Source organism: Acinetobacter sp. AS167 (assembly GCF_037152175.1).
Lineage (GTDB): Bacteria > Pseudomonadota > Gammaproteobacteria > Pseudomonadales > Moraxellaceae > Acinetobacter.
Genome location: NZ_JBBCMP010000006.1, coordinates 1 through 21,313, shown reverse-complemented (window position 1 = coordinate 21,313; position 21,313 = coordinate 1). Strand labels below are relative to the sequence as shown.

Genomic DNA, 21,313 nt, shown 5'->3' with positions numbered 1-21,313 from the left:
AATTAGAACTATGCTGGCATATATCACGCGCCGTATATGGCAAATGATTCCCACCATGTTGGGAGTCGTGTTGCTGATTTTCTTTCTATTTAACTGGGTAGGCGGAGATCCTGCTTATATCCTTGCTGGAAAAATGGCAAATCCTGAACAGATTGAAAATATTCGTCAGCAACTTGGGGTAGACCAACCATATTACGTTCAATTGTGGATTTTTATTAAGCAAATCCTGACTTTTGATTATGGCAATAGTTGGAGTACTGGGGAATCAGTTTCAAACATTATTCTGACCCGTTTGGGTCCATCACTGACCATCATCATTCCACTGACAATTTTACAAACTGTAATTTCAATCATTCTGGCTTTGGCTGTTGCTTCGGTACGTGGTTCGCTGACGGATCGTATGGTGATGTTGTTATGTACCATTGGGATGTCGATCAGTATTTTGGTCTATATCATCGTATTTCAATACGGTCTAGCCTATAAGCTGGGATGGTTCCCTGTACAAGGTTGGAGCGATAGTCTCAGTGAAAATCTATTGCAATACGCACTATTGCCAATCTTAATCATGTTGGTGGTGAGTATTGCACCGACTTTACGTCTATACCGTAGCTTTGTCTTAGATGAAGTCAATCAGGACTATGTGCGTACTGCACGGGCAAAAGGGGTCGGTGAGGGACGTATTTTGGGCGTGCATGTGCTGCGTAATGCATCTATTCCGATTATTACCGATGTGATGTCGAGCCTGCCAGCGTTATTGATTGGAGCATTTTTAATTGAGCGATTTTTTGGTATTCCGGGGATTGGACGAGAAGTCATTATTGCAGTAGAACGAAGCGACTTTCCAGTGATTAAAGCAATCACCGTATATGTTGCTGCTGCGACCATGATTTTTAACCTCATTGCCGATTTGATTTATAAAGTGGTTGATCCACGCGTACAGTTGAAGTAGGTGGGATGATGCTCGGAATTTTATCTAAAAAAGTAGACGTCCAAGACCAACAGACTTCTCCTGGTTTATGGCGATTGGCGATGCGACGTTTAAAAGCAGATCGTATTGCTATGTTGTCGTTATTGGTGTTGCTGTGTTATTTCATCATATTGGTACTCTCCATGACGGGTGTGATTGCATCAAATTGGAATAAAGAAGTCGCCGTGAGTTATGCGCCACCTACATTTATAGGGGCAGATCAAAACACGCAAGATTCTGAAAAAAAAGCCACACCTGTAGCAGCTTTACCTGAAAATCCTGTTGATCCTTTAAAAGATGTGATCAAAGAACTAAATACTGAAATTGCAACAGAACAAACTTCAGGTGGTGAGATTGACTACTACGGTATTCAAGATCCGCTTGCAGAAGATATGAAAGCCATTGATCAGCAATTGGGTGGGCATTTACTTGATCAGCAAAGCGAACTCAAACAAACCTTGCCTTTTGGTGCTGATAAATGGGGACAGGATGTAGTACTAAAAACCATTAAAGGTGCAGAAACGTCTATTATTGTGGGCTTGATCTCGGCATTGCTGGCAGTGGTAATCGGCACATTCTTAGGGGCAATCGCTGGTTATTTTGGTGGTTGGGTCGATGATGTTCTGAACTGGTTTTATAACATTTTTACCTCGATACCTTATCTATTGTTGGTGTTGGCGATTGCTGCTGTACTGCAACAAAAGGGTATTCTTTCCATTGTTTTAATTCTTGGATTAACGGGTTGGACGGGGGTATTTCGTTTAATTCGTGCCGAATATATGAAACATAATTCACGCGAGTATGTACTGGCAGCCAAAGCAATTGGTGTCAGTAATACCCAAAGGATGTTCGTGCATATTTTCCCAAATGTAAGTCATATTGCTTTGGTTCAGATGTCGATCTTGGTGGTTGCATTTATTAAGTCTGAAGTAATTCTAAGCTTCTTGGGCTTTGGTGTACCTGTGGGAGTGGTGTCATGGGGTAGTATGTTGAATGAAGCACAAAGTGAGCTAATTTTAGGCAAATGGTGGCAATTGGTGGCAGCTTCAGTAGCGATGGCCGTGCTTGTGACCGCATTTTCAATGTTTACAGATGCATTGCGTGATGCATTAGACCCTAAACTAAAATAAGGAGCATAAAGATGTCAGAACAACAAGCGACACCTCCTGTGCTACTCAGTGTTGAAAATCTGAGTGTGAGTTTTAAGGGTGAAAATAAGCAATTTATTGAAACTGTAAAAGGCATTTCATTTCAGATTCCTACCAATACCACCGTGGCCTTGGTTGGCGAATCTGGCAGTGGCAAATCTGTAACTTCCCTAGCAACCATGGGTTTATTACCTAAAGGCCAATCTCGTATTGCTGAAAACAGTAAAATTCTTTTTGAAGGCAAAGATTTACTCAGTTTAAACAGCAAACAAATGCGTGCAATATGTGGTAAAGACATTGCCATGATTTTTCAGGAACCGATGTCATCACTTAATCCTGTGTTTACGGTGGGTGATCAAATTGCTGAAATTATGCGTATTCATTTAAACATGAGGCGTAAACAAGCCCGACAACGCACTTTGGAGTTACTCACTGAAGTTGGAATTCCATCCCCTGAAAGCAAGATTGATGCTTATCCCAGTCAACTGTCTGGCGGTCAACAGCAACGGGTCATGATTGCCATGGCAATCGCCTGTGAACCTAAATTACTGATTGCTGATGAACCGACCACAGCATTAGATGTCACCATCCAAAAACAAATATTGGATTTATTGGAGGCTTTACGTAAGCGCCGTCAAATGTCGATGTTGTTTATTACCCATGACTTGGCATTGGTGAGTGAAATTGCTGATGAAGTGATTGTGATGCGTCATGGTGAAATTCGTGAACAAGGTTTAGCAAAGGCTGTTTTAGAACAGCCACAAGATGCCTATACCAAAGCATTATTATTATGCCGTCCGCAACTTTCGCATCGTCCATATCGCTTACCAGTCATTAGTGATTTTATGCAAGTTCAAGATGTACCTGAGACTGAGGCGGTGAGTTTGCCTGAGGTGGATTTTGCGGAGCGTAAGCGCGGCCTTATTGGCGGTGAAGAAATTATTTTAGATGTACGTGATTTAAAAAAATCATTTTTTAGTCGTAAAGGGCTATTTGGCAAAGATGAATTTCAGGCAGTCAAAGGGGCATCCTTCCAACTGGCGAAAGGTAAAACTTTAGGGCTCGTCGGGGAGTCTGGCTCAGGTAAAACCACCATTGGTTTATTGTTGATGCGCTTGCAACAAGCTTCTGGTGGCCAAGCTTTGTTTCAAGGTAAAGATATTTTGGCAATGTCTGAAAAAGAGTTTGCCCAGTATCAACGTAAGATTCAAATTATCTTTCAGAATCCTTATGCCTCACTTAATCCGCGTTTTACCGTGGGGCAAATTTTGATGGAACCGATGCAAGTTCATAAAATTGGCGCAAATGATACTGAACGTAAAAAGATGGCTTTGGAATTACTGGAAAGAGTAAGCTTACCTGCGCAAGCCTTTGATCGTTATCCGCATGAGTTTTCTGGGGGGCAACGTCAACGTATTGCAATAGCACGCTGTTTAACTTTAAAACCTGAAATTTTAATCTGTGATGAATCAGTCTCGGCACTTGATGTATCGGTTCAAGCACAAGTCCTGAACTTACTTCAAGATCTGCAAGATGAATTTGGCTTAAGTTATATTTTTATCTCACATGATTTGTCTGTGGTGAAATATATTTCGGATCAAATTATGGTGATGAACCACGGTGATATCGTTGAAATCGCCAATTCGGATGAGTTGTATCAGTCACCACAGCATGACTATACCAAACGCTTATTGAGTTCAATTCCGCAAGGAACCAGACAGGTGATTTAGATTTTTACTGTGTAAAAAGCCACTCGATTGAGTGGCTTTTTAGGGTCAATAAATAAGTGTTAAAGACTTAGAATTTTTTAAAACCTTTTGTCACAACAAACGGTTTTTTCTTTTCAGGTTGTTCGCTACGTTCTTGGCGATCTGAACGATCTAAACGTTCGTTTGGATTATAGCGACCTTCTGAACGGTTACGGTTTTGTTGATTGCCATAACGGTTTTCAGAACGGTTGCTATTAAAACTATTACCACGGTTGTCCGCACGGTCATTGTTGTAGCTGTTGCCACCAGAACGTGCTTTATTAAAGCGGTTGTCTGAGCGTTCATTGCGATTGTCAGTACGGTTTTCAGTGCGGTTTTGACCATATTGGTTTGCACTTGGCTGAGAATCACGACGATCATTTTGATGGTTGTGAGCTTCTTCACCTTCGCTATCACGACGTTGTTGACGCAGGAATCCACCACGACGCGCAGCCATAGGTTTGTCTTGCATACGTTCGGTACGACGTTTTGCCATACCAAATAAACCTGTACCTTGACGTGGTTTAAGTTCAACAGCTTTGGTTAAATTATCGATATCAGTTTTATCAAGTTCCATCCAACGACCTGTACGAAGTTCACGAGGCAAAATCACAGTGCCGTAACGAGTACGGAGCAAGCGACTTACTTTTAGACCTTGTGATTCAAAAATACGGCGAACCTCACGGTTACGACCTTCTTTTACAACGACTTGGTACCAGCGATTGATTCCTTCACCACCAATTTCTGAGAAAGATTCAAATTTTGCTGGACCATCATCTAAAACAACGCCATTTGTCATGTTGTTTTTGATTTGAGGCGTTACTTCACCCATGACTCGAACTGCATATTCACGTTCGATTTCATTTGAGGGATGCATTAAACGATTGGCAAGTTCACCATCATTTGTAAAAAGTAATAAACCTGTTGAGTTGATATCTAGACGACCTACCATCACCCAACGGTCATTGGAAATCGGGGGTAAGTTATCAAACACAGTCGGGCGAGATTCTGGGTCATTACGAGAACAGATTTCACCTTCAGGTTTGTAGTAAATCAATACACGACGACGAATTTCGTCTTCAATTTGGAACTGAACTTTACGACCATCGATGCGAAGCTCATCACCTGGTTCAATACGTTCGCCCACTTGAGCAACCTGCCCATTGACACTTACACGACCAGCGGCAATGACCTCTTCCATATAACGGCGAGAGCCCAAACCCACTCGTGCGAGTACCTTTTGCAATTTTTCACTCATGACAGCATAACCTTAGAAATAATCATCAACAGTGCACCTATTTAAGACTTGGCAGCTTGCGCATCCAAAATCATAAAAGCTTCCTTGGCATCCTGTAGGGGAGGCAATTGATCTAAAGACACTAGACCAAAAGCATTTAAAAATTGTGGCGTTGTCACTAACAACGCGGGTCTACCTGGGAGTTCTCGGTAACCAGATTCTTTAATCCAGTTCCAATCAAACAAAGTCCTGAGTATTTGACTATTATTTGTAACCCCTCGTATTTGCTCAATATCAGCACGGGTTACTGGCTGATGATAAGCGATCACTGCAACAGTTTCTAACAGTGATGGCGATAATCGAGTCGGTCGATCTGGCCAAACTTGCGCAATCACGTTGCGGTATTTTGCCCGCACTTGAAAACGATAACCTTGAGCTGTTTCGACAAGTTCGATTGAACGACCATGTTGTAACACAGACAATTGCTGTAAATACTGTTGCAACTGTTGTTTAGAATACTGATTTTGAAATGCTTCTCTTAAGCGAGCAAGCGATACAGGGGCATCACTTGCAAAGATAATCGCTTCAAGTTGCATCAGAACTTCGTGATGTAATTCATCAACATTAAAGGCATTATTTTGATCAATGGTCATGCCGTTGCTCCTTGAATTGCAAGCGGGGCTTCAACACCAGAAGAAATAATTTGGACTTTTTGCTGACGAGTCAGCTCCAAGATTGCCATAAATGTAACCACCATGCCCATTCGACCTTGGTTTGGCTTGAGTAATTCTTGGAAACTGAGAACTTCTCCAGATTCAATCATATATTCGATATAAGCAATGCGTTCTTCAAGAAGTACAGGTTCTTGTTCAATCTTATGGGTTACGGGTTCAGGACGGTTAAAAATGCAATATAAGGCATCTTTTAGCATCTCAACGTCATAACCTTCATACACTTTTGGAATATGACCAATCGCAATATGTGTCGCAAAAGTGTCTCGGTCTAAAACTGGCATCTGGCCTAAACGTTCAGCTGCTTTTTTAATCCGTAAATAGGTTTCTAAGCGATCGATTAGTTCCTGTTTTGGATCTTTTTCAATATGAATAGTTTTTGGTTTTGGCAATAACAAGCGAGATTTTAAATCTGCCAATAATGCTGCCATCACCATATAGTCTGCGGTTAGCTCGATATTTAACGATTTCATACTGTCCATATAAGACAAATATTGTGTTGCAATCGGAGCAATATCTAACTGTAAAAGATCGAAACCATTTTTTTGAATCAGATAAATTAAAAAGTCGAGTGGTCCTTCGAAATGTTCAAGCAGAATTTCGAATGCAGCAGGAGGAATATATAAATCCTCTGGAATTTCTTCTTGCCATTCATCCAATACACGGATGTTGGAAATGGATTCCATAGGATGCTGAGTTGCTTGAGTCATTACAGTTTATTAGCCACGCGAATTTTCAAAGGCATGTTTTATTCGTGTTACCACTCAATAGGCACATAGGAGAGGGTGGTGACGAATTACAAAAAGATATTTGGCTTATTTTAATGGAAAAGTTAAGAGGAATACATTGTTTAATTATAAAAACCATAAAAAAACCTGAAAATAAATAGGGAATATTTTGTTTTATGATGATTAAACTAAGCTAAGTTTATAATTTTTAATGTAAATTTTTATATGTTTTTAATAGAAAATTTATCCATATTTTAATAGCATAATGTGAAGTGGATCAACTTTATATGTTGGGTGGGTTTGAATACTAAGGAGCTTTGTTACTTAGGACTGTCTATAAAGGCTGAGATAGAAATATAATTTTCAATTAATAAAACTGTATTTAAAATGAATTGAGTAAAGGAAATATTCTGTATGAGTACAATTGATTTCAAAGCAGTTCAAATATGAATATCAATAAATATTGAAGTAAGTAGCTAATAAAAAATTGAACGGAATTTTAAAAATTATTAAGTAAAAATTAATAGAATAATGTTATTAAGTTGATTTTTATAGTTATATACTTAAAGATATATATTAATTATTAAGATTATGTATAAAAAATATGTCTAACAATATTTACTCTGCTTTGGAGCAGCTTGGATTATCAGCACAAAAACGTGCGATCCACGTACAATTTTCTAATTCGGCATTGAGCCAACAAGTATTCCTACAACGTATTGATGGAACACATCAAATCAATGAAGGTGTTCGGCTTCAGCTCATCTGTCTTTCAACGTCAGCAAACATTCCTTTAAAAAGCTTTATTGGAACGCAAGCTGCAATTGATATTGTCACAGATAAATCTGAATTAACCCGTATTTCAGGAATTGTGACCCAAGCCGATATTGGCGCATCTGATGGTTCTCTTACCATCTATCGTTTGACTGTAGAAGACCCAACAGCACTTTGGAAACACCGTAGAAACTCTAGAGTATTTATGAATAAGTCGGTTGTGGATGTGATCCAGACCGTGTTCCAAGAATGGGTACAGCGCAGCCCACTATTTGCTTCAAGTCTGACATTAGATAAGAGTGGACTGAGCAAAGACTATGATGTGCGCCCATTCATTATGCAAGCATCTGAAAGTGATTTTGACTTCCTGACCCGTTTGATGAGAAGTGAAGGGATTAACTGGTTGATCGATGAAGCTCAGCTTAAAGTATCGAGCTCAACAGAACAAATTCAAGCACAGAAGCTTCGTTTAATCGATGACAATTCACAATTTAGTGCCTTAGAACGCCGCAATATTCGCTTCCATAGAAGCAGCGCCGTAGAAAAAACTGATTCAATTACCAATTTTATTGGTCAGCGTTCCATTCAACCGACTTCGGTGCATATCCAACGTTGGCAAGCTGATGTATTGGATATTGATGAAGGCGCTGGCAGTGTCCAAAGTAAACACAGCCATAGTGAAAATTATGACAATGCCAGTTTAGCTTTAGAACAAGCATGGCACTTTAGCCCTGCATGGATTCAAGACTTGAATGGCGAAGATGGTGCCACGCCATCGGGCAATAGTCAGATTGAAAAGTTTAACCAAAACCTCAGCAACTATTATGATTCACAAGCCAAACAATTTACAGCAACGTCAACTGTGCGCGATGCACATGTTGGTTATTGGTTTGAACTGAATGAACATCCTGAGATAGATCAACACTCAGGTGCAGACAAAGAATTTTTAATCACGGCTAAAAGCTTTTATAACCAAAATAACTTACCTAAAGATCTCACCGATCAAGTCACCGCTTTAGTCCAACAAAGCAATTGGCAAACAAGTCAAATCACCAGCAACACGAGTGATGAACGTCAAGCCAGTAATTTAACCATTCAACGTCGTAATATCAGCACGGTTCCAGCCTATAACCCATTACAACACCGACCGATTGCATCACCACAACGGGCCAAAGTAGTAGGGCCAAGTGGAGAAGAAATTCATGTCGATGAATGGGGGCGTATCAAAGTTCGCTTCCTGTTTAGCCGTAATGAAGACAATACCCATGATGGCGGTGCGGGTTCTAATGACAATGACACAGATTCAGCTTGGGTCGATGTCCTGACCCCATGGGCAGGTGAAGGCTATGGGGCACGATTCTTACCGAGAATCGGTGAAATTGTTGTGATTGATTTCTTTGATGGCAACATTGACCGTCCATTTGTGGTTGGGCGTATCCATGAAGCACAACGTCATCCAAGCAAGTTTGATGACAAAGGCAAACTGCCTGATACCAAGAAACTGGCAGGAATCAAAAGCCGAGAGTATCAAGGCAGTGGCTACAATCAACTGAGGTTTGACGATACTACTGGCCAAATCAGCAGTCAGTTACAGAGCAGTCATGGGATGAGTCAACTCAACCTCGGTAATTTAAGTCATCCCAAAGAGACAGACACCAGCGAAGGACGAGGTGAAGGCTTTGAGCTGAGAACTGACCAGTGGGGTGCAGTAAGAGCAGGACAAGGTTTACTACTGAGTACTTATGCTCAGGATTCTGCTTCGGGCAATCACCTTGATGTGACAGCAGGCAAAAATCAATTAGAAAGTAGTCTGAATAACTCTAAAGCATTGAGTGATATTGCCAAGAACCAAAAGACTGATCCTTTAGAAAACTTAGATCATTTGAAATCGTTTATTTCTGCTTTGGAAAAAGATGACTCAGATGAAGCTAAGAACCAAGCCGAGGCGTTTAAACAGGCGTTAATGATATTGGCTTCACCAAACTCAATTGCGCTTACCAGTAATGAAGATATTCATCTTTCAGCAGATGGGCAAATTAGTCATAGCGCAGGCGACAGTATTAATCTAAGCACTCAAAAGAGCTTCTTAGCGCATGTACAAAACAAGATCAGTTTGTTTGCAGCACAAGAAGGCGCAAGGTTATTTGCAGGAAAAGGTAAAGTTGAAATTCAAGCTCAGGGTGATGGTGCTGATGTCATTGCACGTAAAGACATCCAAATTACTTCAACTGAAGATGCAGTTTATATCATAAGCCCTAAAGAGATTCGACTGGTTGGGGACACTTCTGAGGTAAGGATCAATGGTTCAGGTGTGTTTGCGACAACATCAGGATTGTTTGAGGTGAAGTCGGGGCAGCAGAAGTTTGAAGGAGGAGTACATGTACCTAATTTTAAAGTAAGTTTACCAACACCTAGAACACTTTACAGTAATAAAATTGATTATAACTGGAGTGACAATATTGGTAATGACAAGGAAATTTTTGTTCTAAATAAACATAATAATTATTTAATAAAATCTAAAATTGATAAATTGAATGATAAAAATAATATGAGTTCTTTACGCTTTTATACACCTGAAGAAACTGATTTTATTGCATTAGGGTTTGATTCATCATATGTTTCTTTAGTGCAAAAACGATTAGATGGAGAAAATATAGATGAATTATTAGATGAAGCATTATCGAACGGTGATGATGTTTATTCTGAAGAGGATTTTTAGTAATGTCTGAATTAAAAACAATTACAGTAAAATTCTTTGATAGTTCTGGGAAATATGTAGTCAATTTAAGTGTCAAATCTAAATATAAGGGGTCATCTAAAGAGAATCTTCAGAAAACGAATTCGCATGGCTTGTTTGTATTTCAAGCTTCACCAAATAGAACGATTGAAATTCTTGTTCAACCACCTAATCAGCAAAGTTATACTGTTTTTAAAACAATCAATTCTTCTGTAATATCATCTGAAGATAATCCTATTAGAATTCAATTGCCAAAGACGATTGACGAATATAAACAAAGCAATAGGTCTTCTACGAACAAAGGAATAGTTAGTACTTTATTTAAAGTTGTTGATAGTAATGGAAAAGTTATGGTTAATTTTCCGATTCAATCTAGACCAAAAGGAAAAGGAAACTCTCCAGATAAATATACAAATAGCCAAGGAATAGTAGAAGTTCTATCATCTGCGAATCGAGATATTGAAGTTTTAGTACTTACATCAACTGATCAATTTCAGCTTAAGTTTTCTGGGAACTCAGGAAATGGGATAAAGCAACCAATATTACTCAAACTAAATGAACCATATGATCGCTTTAAAGGTGTTACATTAATAAAAGTATTAGATAAATCAGGACAGCGTTATGCAGTTAATGATGTCGATGTTGAGATGATTTTTAACAATAATCAAAAAAAGAATCTTAAAGTTAAAAATGGACAATTAAAGTTAATTAACTGGGTTGGTCAAAAAATTAAATTAATCATTTTAAAACCAGATGGAACTCCTTTAGATTCTGTTAGCTTTATGGTCAGAAGAGTTAAAGAGGAATTTATTGATTTACAATTAAGTGTAGATATTTTGAATGGAAGAACAGCAACAAATGATCCTAATATTCCTAGACGTATAGAGGATAGTATTTCAGGAGAAATAATTTCTTTAAGCTTTTTTAAGGAGGTATATGGTTCTCGAAAGTTATTTTGGAAAGAAGGAATGAACGGTAAACCGACACAGAATACAACTCCTGAACAATTTGTACTCGCCTTAAATAAGGGATTACTAAAATATAAAATGACAGACAAGCTTATGCTTTGTCATTTTCTTGCTCAGATCTACCATGAATGTGATCATTTTTATACATTAATCGAGTATGCGAGTGGGAGAGATTACGACATTTCAACTTTTCCTCCATCTGTATGTGATATTCCAAAAAGTAGAGCGTGTAGAAGGCGTAAACAAATAATAAAAGAAGGTAATACTACGCCGGGTGATGGACCAAAATATAGAGGGCGAGGTTTAATTCAATTAACGTGGAAAAGTGCATATATTTTATATAAAAACTATTCAGGACTTGATGTGGTAACAAATCCGGATTTACTTTGTAACGATCTTTTTCATGCTGTTGAAAGTGCTGTATGGGCTTTTAATGAATTTAAAAATGCGGATAATTTGGTTCGGAAAGGATATAGTGACTTAAATGGGACTTATACCAATTCTCATCATTTACAAGTTGTAGATAAAGTAAGCAGAAGGATTAATGGTGGTACAGTAGGTTTAGCTGAGCGGAAAAGTTTATTTTTGAAAATATTAAGAGAAGTTGAGAAAAGAAATGGGTTTAAGTAAAAAAATCTTTTTAACAGTAGCTCTTTTATGTCCACCACTAACTTTTGCTGATAGTGATAGCCTAGTAAAGGATAATCATAAAGTTTATTTTAAACAGGGTTCCCTGAAAATTTTCCTATTTGATGATGCTAATTATTGTTTTGATAAAGATGCTTTTTCTGTGGAGAGTTTAACGAATGATAAAAGGAAATATTTGTTTGTAAACTATACAGATGATTGCAATCCTAGTGGAAAGTATCAAATATTCGATATATCAAATAATAAAGCTCATAAGTTTTATTTGAGTCCATTATACGATCCAGAAGTTATAAATGATAAAAAACAAATTATTGAAAGGTTTAAAGATGGTTCTATAAGTTACACACGTATATACAAGTTGAAAAATGATAGATATTCTTTGCAAGAAGAACTAAAAACATTAAGTGATAATCTTAACCTAAGTGTTATTTATTATAATAAATCAACTATTTACTCTCTAAAAGACAATTCAAATCAAACAGTAAAAAATATAAAAATAAATTTACCTAAAGTGTTTTTTCTTGATAAAAATTATATAAAAACAAAGGCTTATATTGTAAAAAATGATAAAGTAACAATAAAGAATATTATTAAAAATAGTGACTCATTATACCTTCATGTTGAATATTATGGAAAAACTAAGACAACAGAAGGATATATTAAATTATCTGATATTTTTTAGGAGTTTAGTCATAATTACGTTTGGGATTCATCATCAAAAAATATTTACCATAACCATATAATTTTAATTGATATTTATCGAGCTGGCTGCTTTTAAGAAATTTAATATTTATAAAGAGGCTATTAAATGATGAGTATAAGTCATTATTAGATGATGATTTTTTGCCAACGGCAGTTACCCAACAGTCCAACAATAGAAAAACTTAACTGATCAATCTAAAAAATACTTTCGATCTTCATTTCTTCTCAATTTCCTAATCTAAGCAATAAGCTAAATAGCAACCAACACAATAAAGCCCAACACATTGGCAATCAGATCAGTTTGTTTATATACACTTTTAACAGCATTTTTGATTACTCATCTATTGAGTTTTGATCAAACATCCAAGCCTCACAATCCATTTATTCATGTTACTCACTCTTAAACATGAATTTGGTTCACTTTTTTGTGAAATTATATCATTTTTATTCATGTGCGGATTGCGGTATAAATTACACCAAGCGCTTCACGATAGACAAAATTATCGTTGATTCTGAATTGAACGACTAAGTACAAATCAGAAAATACGGAAAATACTATTGACTGGATAGATCCAAAGATAAATTGGATGGTTCAGAAAGAGCATGAAAAAAATTCAGGTTTATTTCAGAAAATAGGGTATCAGATCATCATGAGTAAAGATTTTACATTTACGATTAAGAGCATTAGTTTCGACGAAAACTATCATCCCTCTAATAATACGCGTATCACAACCAACTTTGCCAATTTAGCAAGAGGTGAGAGTCGCCATGACAATCTGCGCAATACCCTAACGATGATTGACAATCGTTTTAATGCCTTAGCGCATTGGGATAATCCAGAAGCAGATCGTTATTCTGTTGAGTTAGAAATCATTTCAGTTGATATTGATATCGAAGGCAACGGTGAGACTTTCCCTACGATTGAAATATTGAAAACCAATATTGTTGATCACAAAAATAATCAACGTATTGAAGGTATTGTGGGCAACAATTTTTCTTCTTATGTGCGTGATTATGATTTTAGTGTATTGCTGTTAGAACATAATAAAAATAAAGATCAATTTAGCCTGCCAGAAAACTATGGCGAGCTTCATGGGAAGATTTTCAACGCATTTGTAAATTCAAATGCGTATAAAGAAAACTTTAAAAAATCACCTGTGATTTGTCTTAGTGTTTCAAGTAGCAAGGTGTATCACCGTACTGCAAATGTGCATCCAGTATTGGGTGTTGAATATCTACAAGATGAATATTCGTTAACAGATGAATACTTCGGAAAAATGGGTTTGCAGGTTCGTTATTTTATGCCGCCTAATAGTGTTGCGCCTTTGGCATTTTACTTCCGTGGTGATTTGTTGAGTGATTACACTAACCTTGAGTTGATCGGTACTATTAGCACCATGGAAACTTTCCAGAAGATTTACCGACCTGAGATTTACAACGCAAATTCTGTGGCAGGTAAATCTTACCAACCAAGTTTAAAGCATCAGGATTATTCACTAACTCGTATTGTGTATGACCGAGAAGAGCGTGGCCAGTTGGCGATTAAGCAAGGGAAATTTACTGAAGAGCAGTTCATCAAGCCATACAAACATATCCTTGAGCAGTGGTCTGCAAATTACGTTGCTTAATTTACCTAGATAGACAAGATTATTGATTATGAAAATATTATTACCAACTTCAACTGCTGGCAGCTTACCAAAACCTTCTTGGCTTGCTGAGCCTGAAAAACTTTGGTCACCTTGGAAATTACAAGATGAGCAATTAATTGAAGGCAAACAAGATGCTTTACGCTTGTCATTGCAAGAGCAACAACACGCTGGGATCGATATTGTCAGTGATGGTGAACAAACGCGCCAACACTTTGTCACCACCTTTATTGAACATCTGAATGGTGTTGATTTTGAGAAACGTGAGACTGTACGCATTCGTAATCGCTATGATGCAAGCGTACCAACTGTTGTCGGTGCGGTATCTCGTCAAAAGCCTGTTTTTGTTGATGATGCCAAGTTTTTACGTCAACAAACCAATCAACCGATTAAATGGGCGTTGCCTGGTCCAATGACCATGATTGATACGTTGTATGATGCGCATTATAAAAGTCGTGAAAAACTTGCTTGGGAATTTGCCAAAATCCTCAATGAAGAAGCCAAAGAGTTAGAAGCTGCGGGTGTGGATATTATCCAATTTGATGAACCTGCATTTAATGTGTTTTTTGATGAAGTCAACGACTGGGGTGTTGCGACGTTAGAAAGAGCGCTTGAAGGGCTTAAATGTGAAACTGCGGTGCATATTTGCTATGGCTATGGTATCAAAGCCAATACAGATTGGAAAAAGACTTTAGGTTCAGAATGGCGCCAATATGAAGAAGCATTCCCTAAACTTCAACAATCTAAAATTGATATCGTGTCTTTAGAATGCCAAAACTCTCGTGTGCCAATGGATCTGATCGAATTGATTCGTGGTAAGAAAGTAATGGTTGGTGCTATTGATGTGGCAACCAATACCATTGAGACAGCAGAAGAAGTTGCCAACACATTACGAAAAGCACTTCAGTTTGTCGATGCGGATAAGCTTTATCCATCGACTAACTGTGGTATGGCTCCTTTATCTCGTGAAGTTGCAAGAGGCAAACTTAATGCTTTAAGTGCTGGCGCAGAAATCGTTCGTCAAGAACTTAGCCGCTAGTATTCAACGATATTGTGGTGTAAAAAGGGTGACCTGTTTGGGTGAATGGATATCCAAGACCCAACTGGAAACCCTGATCACAATTTAGAGAACGTCAGTTCTACTGAGAAACTCATCCAGATGCAGTGCCTACATGACGGAATAGCAGGGTAATGCTAAATCTAAAAAAGTACGGTTCAATTTAGGAACAATGAAATGATTGAAGCAACAGACTTTAGAAATGCAATGTCTTTGTTGACCAGTGCAGTCAGTGTCATTACCACGACAGGTTTGTCTGGTCGTTATGGATTTACTGCGTCTGCCGTATGTAGTGTGACGGATTCGCCTCCGACTTTATTGGTCTGTATGAATAAAGCGGCGAGTTCGCATGTGCATTTTGTTGAAAATAAAATTTTAACTGTAAATGTTTTAAGTGCACATCATCAGCATATTTCTAAAGCGTTTTCGTCTAAATTAAGCCCAGAAGAACGATTTAAACATGGCGTTTGGACAGAATTAGAAACTGGCGCACCGGTTTTAGATGATGCTTTGGTGAATTTTGATTGTGAGATTGAGCAAATTCAGGAAGTTGGAACACATACGATTTTTATTTGTCGTATCGTGGCGATTCAACAAAGTGAACATGATCAAAGCTTAGTTTATTTTAATCGTTCTTATCATCATGTTGGGCAGACCGAGGTTGCTTAAAGCCAGTTTGCTTTTGCGTTTACCCCTTATGCCAGAGCTAAAAAATAATAAGGCGTGTTGATCTGTTGAATTGACCGAATAGGCTTGTTTAAAGCAATCATAATCAATTATTTAATTACTTGAAAAATAATAATAATTTTAATTTTTTGCACAAAATATGACATTGACACCCTAAAAATCTCCGATTATTCTTTGCTGGCTGGCCTACATTGCCAGTCGGTTTTAGCAGACCGCTGCCTAAGTGCATTGAAAAAACTTGTTTTTTTGATGTAGACTCGTTCGTCCCCCTTTTGTTGCGGTTGGACGGGAGGGGGACACCTTCGGGTGTACTGATTCTTAGGTTCAGTCTGCTAACCCTCTTTCGTTCTGCCACCATAATTTTTATACATTGGCAGAATTTTGAATTGTTCAGGAGTTGGCCATGTATTTTATTCATACCCCATCAGATTAGTGTTTAGTACGGTTGAACAGCCTTTGGGTTTTTTGGCATTGGCTGGTTATACCTCAAAATATCAACAATAAAACTTGAGATTCATTCTGGTTACCTTTTGAAGCCGTTGCATGCTTTTTTGCTTATAACAAGATCGAGAGTGACTTTATCTTATTTAATTAAAAAAATGATTTATATGGAAAATATATGTCAAATTTATATATTTCATTTCTAGCTTTAAGGGTGCTCGAGTCCTCCCGAAAACTCTTTAATACATACGGTTTTCATCATGTCGGGATAAACCGTATTGTTGAATCTGCTAAAACTACCAAAGCAACGTTTTATAAATACTTTCATTCTAAAGAAAGTTTGATTGAGAGGAGTTTAACCTTTCAAAAAGCCACATTGAAAGAAGAAGTGTTTGTGCTAATTTATAGGCGGAAAGACCTTACCGTTTTTGAAAAACTTAAGCGAATTTTCTTTTTACATGCCGATGTTGAAGGGCTGTACCATTTATTATTTAAGGCTATTTTTGAAATTGAAAAACGCTATCCCAATGCTTATCAAATCGTGGTTGAATACCGAAGCTGGTTAATTGATGAAATTTATAAATTGCTTTTAACCAGCAATGTGAATGCCTCAAAACAAGATGCACATATGTTTTTGTTTGTGATTGATGGGGCAATGGTTCAGCTTCAGGGTGAAAATAGTGTGGATGATCGAGAAAGGTTAGTGGGGTGTTTTTTGGATGGGTTGGGGTCGCCATTTTAGATTTTGTGTAAATAATATTTAAAATCATTTCATTATTTATTAATAAATTCTCTGTATGCATTTAAGATAATAAGTTAGTGAAACTGAAAGGCTGTTTTTTGTACGACAAATTTTGTCGTTGAACTGGAATTTTCATCCTATAAAAATGTGCTTAATGTTAATATTTCAGAACTAACTTTACTAAAACTTAAAAGAGGAAAATATGTCTAATAATGTATGGACAACAACGATTATGTTTGATGAAAACTATCGGGTATTTGAGTTAACTTTTCCAGGGTTATTTGATTATCCAGAGTTTAATAAACTAAACAGGGCAGAAGCAACAGCAGAAGAAAAAGAGAAAAAAAAAGAAATGACTCAAAAGAGTATAGAAATAATTAAACGATATCATAAAGGTGAAAGGCTAGACCCTGCTAATGTACCGACTATTTTGTATGCACATGGTTTTAGTAAAACAGTTAAATTACCCAGTTTTTTCCGTACCCAAGATGGCTTTGTTATTCTTACTGAAGAGTGCGCCAATGTACTAAAAAAGTTTCGTTTAGGAGGAAATGCACTCTACCCTTTATCTTTTTTTGATATTCAGCTCAATGAGTTGGTAAATGATCTAACCTATTATTTTTTCAATATTACCGAATTAAGAAGTTATTTACGTCCTGAATATTGCACAGAAGAATTAACAAAATATAGAAATACTCGACATAACGGTTATCAACTTTTTGAGTTATACCATGCGGACTATGCAGATCATGCTATTGCCATAAAAAAAGAGGCTGTTGAATGCGATATTGATTTATGGAGAGATCCTGAGCTTGATAATTCAATTTTTATGTCTGATGAACTTAAGAAAGCTTTAGATGAAGCTCAATTGAGTGATGCATGGCAATTATTTTTATGTGATCTTAAATAAAAACAATTAGAAAATAAAAAATTAGGAACAATACATATGGCTTCTTCACCTTCTTTCCAAGTCCACCATATTTTACCCGTTGAACTCTTTAATAGTGAATTTAAGAAAGAATTAAATGATCTTTTAGGGAGTGATACATCACAAGTTACAGATAAAACCTATAAGAATACAGCTTTACAATCATTTAATAATCGAATTGCTTTATATTCTGATGCTGATCGTGCAGAGATGGCTAAAGCTTTACAAGACAGTGGACACCCTATATCTGAGATTCCGATTGGTGCATCACAGCATTATACTCAGCATCCTGAATATAATAAGGCTGTTAAACAATGGGTTAAAGAAATTATTATTGATGGTGATTTAACGGTCGATCAAAAAAAACTAGCAATTATTGATTTGCAGGTAACTCTTAGAGAAGGGTTGGTTAGTGGTGAAATTATCTTAAATGGCGATAAAGACATTGCTAAACAAAGTATCAATAATTATTTAGATCAACATGCCATAACGGTAGAGCAATTAAAAAATGCCGATTCAGAGCGTTTTAAACAGGCAGAAACACGATTAGAAACATTTGCTGAAAATGACATAAAATATGCAAAAGTGGCAAATGAAACTGTAACAGTTAATAACGAAGGTAAGACAAGTGCTGGAAATGTGGAGTTTACCAAAACAGCTATAGCTGAAGCTATTGAGATTATAAAAAACCAATCTTACGATTCAATTCCTTTAACGGAAGCGATGAGAAATGATTTGGAAAAATTAATTAATGGGGATCGTAGTCTTAGTGACACTAATAAAAAAATAATTATAGAAAACTATACCCATGCTAAAGCTTATGTAAATGGTATTACAGATAAGCCACCTTCTGGTGTTTATGAAAAGTTGGTGAATTCATCTGCTGATCTCAATCAAAATGAACAAAAAACAAATCAACTCACAGAATCCTTAAAAAATAATGCACTTTCTGACACTGAAAAATCAAATATCCAAAATGAAATTTCTAGGCTACAAGCAGAAAAAGTCATTATTGATGCAGAAATTACAAAAATTCAGGGAACTAAAGAATCTATAATAGTAGATACAAAGATTGGTACTAAGTTTGGATCACAAGGTGGATATGTCAATGTGGATTTACAACCGCTAGCAGATGCTTTAGATAAATCAATGCGTGTTGTAAATGGAGCTATTGAAACGATTCGACAAGATACACAGCAAATTATTAAAAATAACATGCTACAAGTCGAAAATGGGCAAATTAAACTTAATCCTGAAATGGCGAACAATTTAGGAAAATATTTAAGTGACAGCTTGATTGGTGGAAAGGTTGGCGCAAGTGTTATGGCAGCCGATTTTCTGAATAATACCTTTGAAGGATTAGTTGTTGGTCTAGAGACTGGTAATTGGAAACCATTTCAAGAACAAGCACAAGAATATGGACCTCAAGCCGTCATTGGAACAGTCATATTTGCTGCTGGGGCAGAGTTAGTGCCTGTGATCGCTGGGTTGCTTGGTGTTCCAGTATTGGGCGAGGTGGTTTTAGCGGGTATTCTCTTATACGGTGCTTATCAGGGAGGGAAAGCTGTAGGGGAACTTTTATATAAACTTTATAATCATATTGCTGAAAATGGTATCGACTTACCTTTTGGGTTAGATAAATTATTCGATCCAAATAATATTTCAAAATGGGTTGATGACGTAACTCCTGATTTTATAAAAGATTGGTTTGGTCTAAACCGTGAAGGGCATCATTACTACTATGACCCTCTTATCTTGGATTTAGATGGCGATGGTATTGAAACAGTTGCACACAATAAGCTGAATGGTGCATTGTTTGATAATGATGCTGATGGGCTTAAGACTGCTACGGGTTGGGTAAGTCCACATGATGGATTACTGGTTTTAGACCGTAATGGAGATGGTATCATTAATGATGGCACAGAAGTCTTTGGTGATAACACAAGTCTTAAAAATGGTGAAAAAGCGAAACATGGATTTGATGCTTTAGCTGATTTAGATACAGATAAGAATGGAAAAGTTGATGCTACGGACGAAGATTTTAATAAACTGAAAGTTTGGAGAGATCTAAATCAAGATGGTAAAAGCCAAGAAAATGAATTGTTTAGTCTAACCGATTTAGGGATTAAGTCTTTAAATGTAAATTATAAGGATACAAATACAACTTTGGCAGGAAACAACATCCTTACTCAAGTTGGCTCTTATGAGAAAATGGATGGCACTACCCATACTATGGGAGATGTTAATTTTAGTTTTGATTCAATTTATAGTGAGTTCACAAATAAAGTAGAAGTAAGCAAAGAAATCGAAGATCTGCCAGATTTAAAAGGGTATGGTCGAGTTCGTGATCTCCACGAAGCAATGGCTCAATCATCTAATCTCGAACAACTTGTAAGACAGTATGAGTCTGCACAAACAACGGAAGCACAAAGAGAATTATTACCTGCCATATTAAAAGCATGGGCTAAAACTGATCCTTCATACCATGAATATACAGAAGGATTATGGGAGTCAATGGTAAGTTCGAATGGGCAAGGTGTAGGTATTGCTGGTGGAAACAGAGGCCCAACGATTAGTTTTGATAAGGTTGATCCAGCAACTCAATCTGCTTTTAATGCAGCTAAATCTAAAGTTGGTGTTATTGATTCCTTTATGGGAACTAAGACAGAAAAGCTTTTTTATATCCGCGAAGACGATATTATCAAGACAACTAAAGCAATTAATAATATTTATGATGATATTACTTTCTCTATTTATAAAGGTCTTTATGGGCAAACTGCAATTTATCAGAATTATGCTGATCAAATAGAAAAAGAATGGATTTTAAAAGATAACGGTGACATTGGATATATTCAGAATTTTAAAAATGTTGAGCCATTATTTGAGACAAAATTCTCATCTGATACTAAGAATACTTTTATTGAATTAATTGAATTTACTGATCATATTTCGAATGTGTATAGTGATATTCCTAAGAAAGGATTCGATGGTCTTCAATCACTTATTTTTGAGAATTATGAAAAATTTGATGATAGTACATTAGTTGAAATCAATAGTTTCCTTGCTAAATATTCAACAGCATTTGTATATCTTGCTGGCACTAATGGTATAGATGTTATAAATGGAACATCTAAGTCAGAAATCCTGTTAGGTGGTGCAGGTGATGATACTCTAAATGGTGCTGATGGGGTTGATACACTATCTGGAGGTTCAGGTAATGACAAGCTTTATGGTGGTTCAGGTGCAGACACTTTAATTGGTGGAACGGGGAATGACTATTTAGATGGAGGGTATCAAGGTGATACCTACATCTTCTCGAAAGGACATGGTCAAGATACAGTTTCAGATTATAGTGCAGGCCTAGTAGGTGAAGACATTCTGAAGTTCACTGATGTTAACTTTGCAGATGTTAAATTCACAAAAG

General features: G+C 36.9%; 14 protein-coding genes and 1 pseudogene. 12 read left to right on the top strand and 3 right to left on the bottom strand.

From position 1 onward, the window contains the following. Positions 1 to 10 precede the first annotated feature (10 nt). From WFN33_RS11575 to WFN33_RS11565, 3 genes are read left to right on the top strand one after another with little or no spacing between them, the layout of a single operon-like run. Positions 11 to 949 carry an ABC transporter permease gene (locus WFN33_RS11575; protein WP_004722891.1) on the top strand — a complete coding sequence of 313 codons (939 nt, stop codon included), beginning with the start codon at positions 11 to 13 and terminating at the stop codon, positions 947 to 949. Positions 950 to 957: 8 nt separating this feature from the next. Then, the gene (locus tag WFN33_RS11570; RefSeq protein ID WP_336953285.1) at positions 958 to 2,097 is read left to right on the top strand and encodes an ABC transporter permease; all 1,140 of its coding nucleotides are present in this window, start codon (positions 958 to 960) and stop codon (positions 2,095 to 2,097) included. Positions 2,098 to 2,108: 11 nt separating this feature from the next. Beyond that, the gene (locus tag WFN33_RS11565) at positions 2,109 to 3,845 is read left to right on the top strand and encodes an ABC transporter ATP-binding protein (RefSeq protein WP_336953284.1); all 1,737 of its coding nucleotides are present in this window, start codon (positions 2,109 to 2,111) and stop codon (positions 3,843 to 3,845) included. Positions 3,846 to 4,227: 382 nt separating this feature from the next. On the opposite strand, the pseudogene rluB reads toward WFN33_RS11565, so the two are convergent. The 3 genes and pseudogenes from rluB to WFN33_RS11550 all read right to left on the bottom strand — a co-directional run. Then, positions 4,228 to 5,121, bottom strand: a pseudogene (rluB, locus tag WFN33_RS11560) (23S rRNA pseudouridine(2605) synthase RluB); the annotation flags it as partial. Positions 5,122 to 5,162: 41 nt separating this feature from the next. Continuing rightward, positions 5,163 to 5,753 carry an SMC-Scp complex subunit ScpB gene (gene scpB, locus WFN33_RS11555; RefSeq protein ID WP_336953283.1) on the bottom strand — a complete coding sequence of 197 codons (591 nt, stop codon included), beginning with the start codon at positions 5,751 to 5,753 and terminating at the stop codon, positions 5,163 to 5,165. Continuing rightward, positions 5,750 to 6,541: a segregation and condensation protein A gene (locus WFN33_RS11550; protein ID WP_336953281.1), complete on the bottom strand. Its 792-nt coding sequence runs from the start codon at positions 6,539 to 6,541 to the stop codon at positions 5,750 to 5,752. Before WFN33_RS11550 ends, scpB begins: the two co-directional genes overlap by 4 nt. A 622-nt stretch (positions 6,542 to 7,163) precedes the next feature. Between WFN33_RS11550 and WFN33_RS11545 the strand changes: the two genes are divergently transcribed. The 9 genes from WFN33_RS11545 to WFN33_RS11505 form a co-directional block, all read left to right on the top strand. Further along, positions 7,164 to 10,052: a type VI secretion system Vgr family protein gene (locus WFN33_RS11545; RefSeq protein WP_336953279.1), complete on the top strand. Its 2,889-nt coding sequence runs from the start codon at positions 7,164 to 7,166 to the stop codon at positions 10,050 to 10,052. A gap of 2 nt (positions 10,053 to 10,054) precedes the next feature. After that, a complete protein-coding gene (locus WFN33_RS11540) occupies positions 10,055 to 11,668 on the top strand; it encodes a glycoside hydrolase family 19 protein (RefSeq protein ID WP_336953277.1) in 1,614 nt (537 codons plus the stop codon). Further along, positions 11,655 to 12,368, top strand: coding sequence for a hypothetical protein (locus WFN33_RS11535; RefSeq protein ID WP_336953276.1), 714 nt, complete (start codon positions 11,655 to 11,657; stop codon positions 12,366 to 12,368). Before WFN33_RS11540 ends, WFN33_RS11535 begins: the two co-directional genes overlap by 14 nt. 670 nt (positions 12,369 to 13,038) lie before the next feature. Further along, the gene (locus WFN33_RS11530) at positions 13,039 to 14,016 is read left to right on the top strand and encodes a DUF1852 domain-containing protein (protein WP_034610135.1); all 978 of its coding nucleotides are present in this window, start codon (positions 13,039 to 13,041) and stop codon (positions 14,014 to 14,016) included. Positions 14,017 to 14,044: 28 nt separating this feature from the next. Further along, the gene (locus WFN33_RS11525) at positions 14,045 to 15,073 is read left to right on the top strand and encodes a methionine synthase (RefSeq protein ID WP_336953273.1); all 1,029 of its coding nucleotides are present in this window, start codon (positions 14,045 to 14,047) and stop codon (positions 15,071 to 15,073) included. Positions 15,074 to 15,268: 195 nt separating this feature from the next. After that, positions 15,269 to 15,760 (top strand): flavin reductase, encoded by a 492-nt coding sequence (locus WFN33_RS11520; protein WP_004722874.1) that lies wholly within the window; start codon positions 15,269 to 15,271, stop codon positions 15,758 to 15,760. A 637-nt stretch (positions 15,761 to 16,397) separates the two neighbouring features. Beyond that, positions 16,398 to 16,961 (top strand): TetR/AcrR family transcriptional regulator, encoded by a 564-nt coding sequence (locus WFN33_RS11515; RefSeq protein WP_336953271.1) that lies wholly within the window; start codon positions 16,398 to 16,400, stop codon positions 16,959 to 16,961. A gap of 202 nt (positions 16,962 to 17,163) precedes the next feature. Beyond that, positions 17,164 to 17,871, top strand: a complete 708-nt coding sequence (locus tag WFN33_RS11510) for a hypothetical protein (RefSeq protein ID WP_336953269.1) — start codon at positions 17,164 to 17,166, stop codon at positions 17,869 to 17,871. 36 nt (positions 17,872 to 17,907) lie between these two features. Further along, the coding region (locus tag WFN33_RS11505; protein ID WP_442892799.1) for an AHH domain-containing protein at positions 17,908 to 21,313 on the top strand (3,406 nt) is incomplete at its 3' end.

Bases quoted from the DNA above. Each gene is read 5' to 3' on its own strand.
- WFN33_RS11575 (WP_004722891.1), top strand. From the start codon at position 11: ATGCTGGCATATATCACGCGCCGTATATGGCAAATGATTCCCACCATG.
- WFN33_RS11570 (WP_336953285.1), top strand. From the start codon at position 958: ATGCTCGGAATTTTATCTAAAAAAGTAGACGTCCAAGACCAACAGACT.
- WFN33_RS11565 (WP_336953284.1), top strand. From the start codon at position 2,109: ATGTCAGAACAACAAGCGACACCTCCTGTGCTACTCAGTGTTGAAAAT.
- scpB (WP_336953283.1), bottom strand. From the start codon at position 5,753: ATGACCATTGATCAAAATAATGCCTTTAATGTTGATGAATTACATCAC.
- WFN33_RS11550 (WP_336953281.1), bottom strand. From the start codon at position 6,541: ATGACTCAAGCAACTCAGCATCCTATGGAATCCATTTCCAACATCCGT.
- WFN33_RS11545 (WP_336953279.1), top strand. From the start codon at position 7,164: ATGTCTAACAATATTTACTCTGCTTTGGAGCAGCTTGGATTATCAGCA.
- WFN33_RS11540 (WP_336953277.1), top strand. From the start codon at position 10,055: ATGTCTGAATTAAAAACAATTACAGTAAAATTCTTTGATAGTTCTGGG.
- WFN33_RS11535 (WP_336953276.1), top strand. From the start codon at position 11,655: ATGGGTTTAAGTAAAAAAATCTTTTTAACAGTAGCTCTTTTATGTCCA.
- WFN33_RS11530 (WP_034610135.1), top strand. From the start codon at position 13,039: ATGAGTAAAGATTTTACATTTACGATTAAGAGCATTAGTTTCGACGAA.
- WFN33_RS11525 (WP_336953273.1), top strand. From the start codon at position 14,045: ATGAAAATATTATTACCAACTTCAACTGCTGGCAGCTTACCAAAACCT.
- WFN33_RS11520 (WP_004722874.1), top strand. From the start codon at position 15,269: ATGATTGAAGCAACAGACTTTAGAAATGCAATGTCTTTGTTGACCAGT.
- WFN33_RS11515 (WP_336953271.1), top strand. From the start codon at position 16,398: ATGTCAAATTTATATATTTCATTTCTAGCTTTAAGGGTGCTCGAGTCC.
- WFN33_RS11510 (WP_336953269.1), top strand. From the start codon at position 17,164: ATGTCTAATAATGTATGGACAACAACGATTATGTTTGATGAAAACTAT.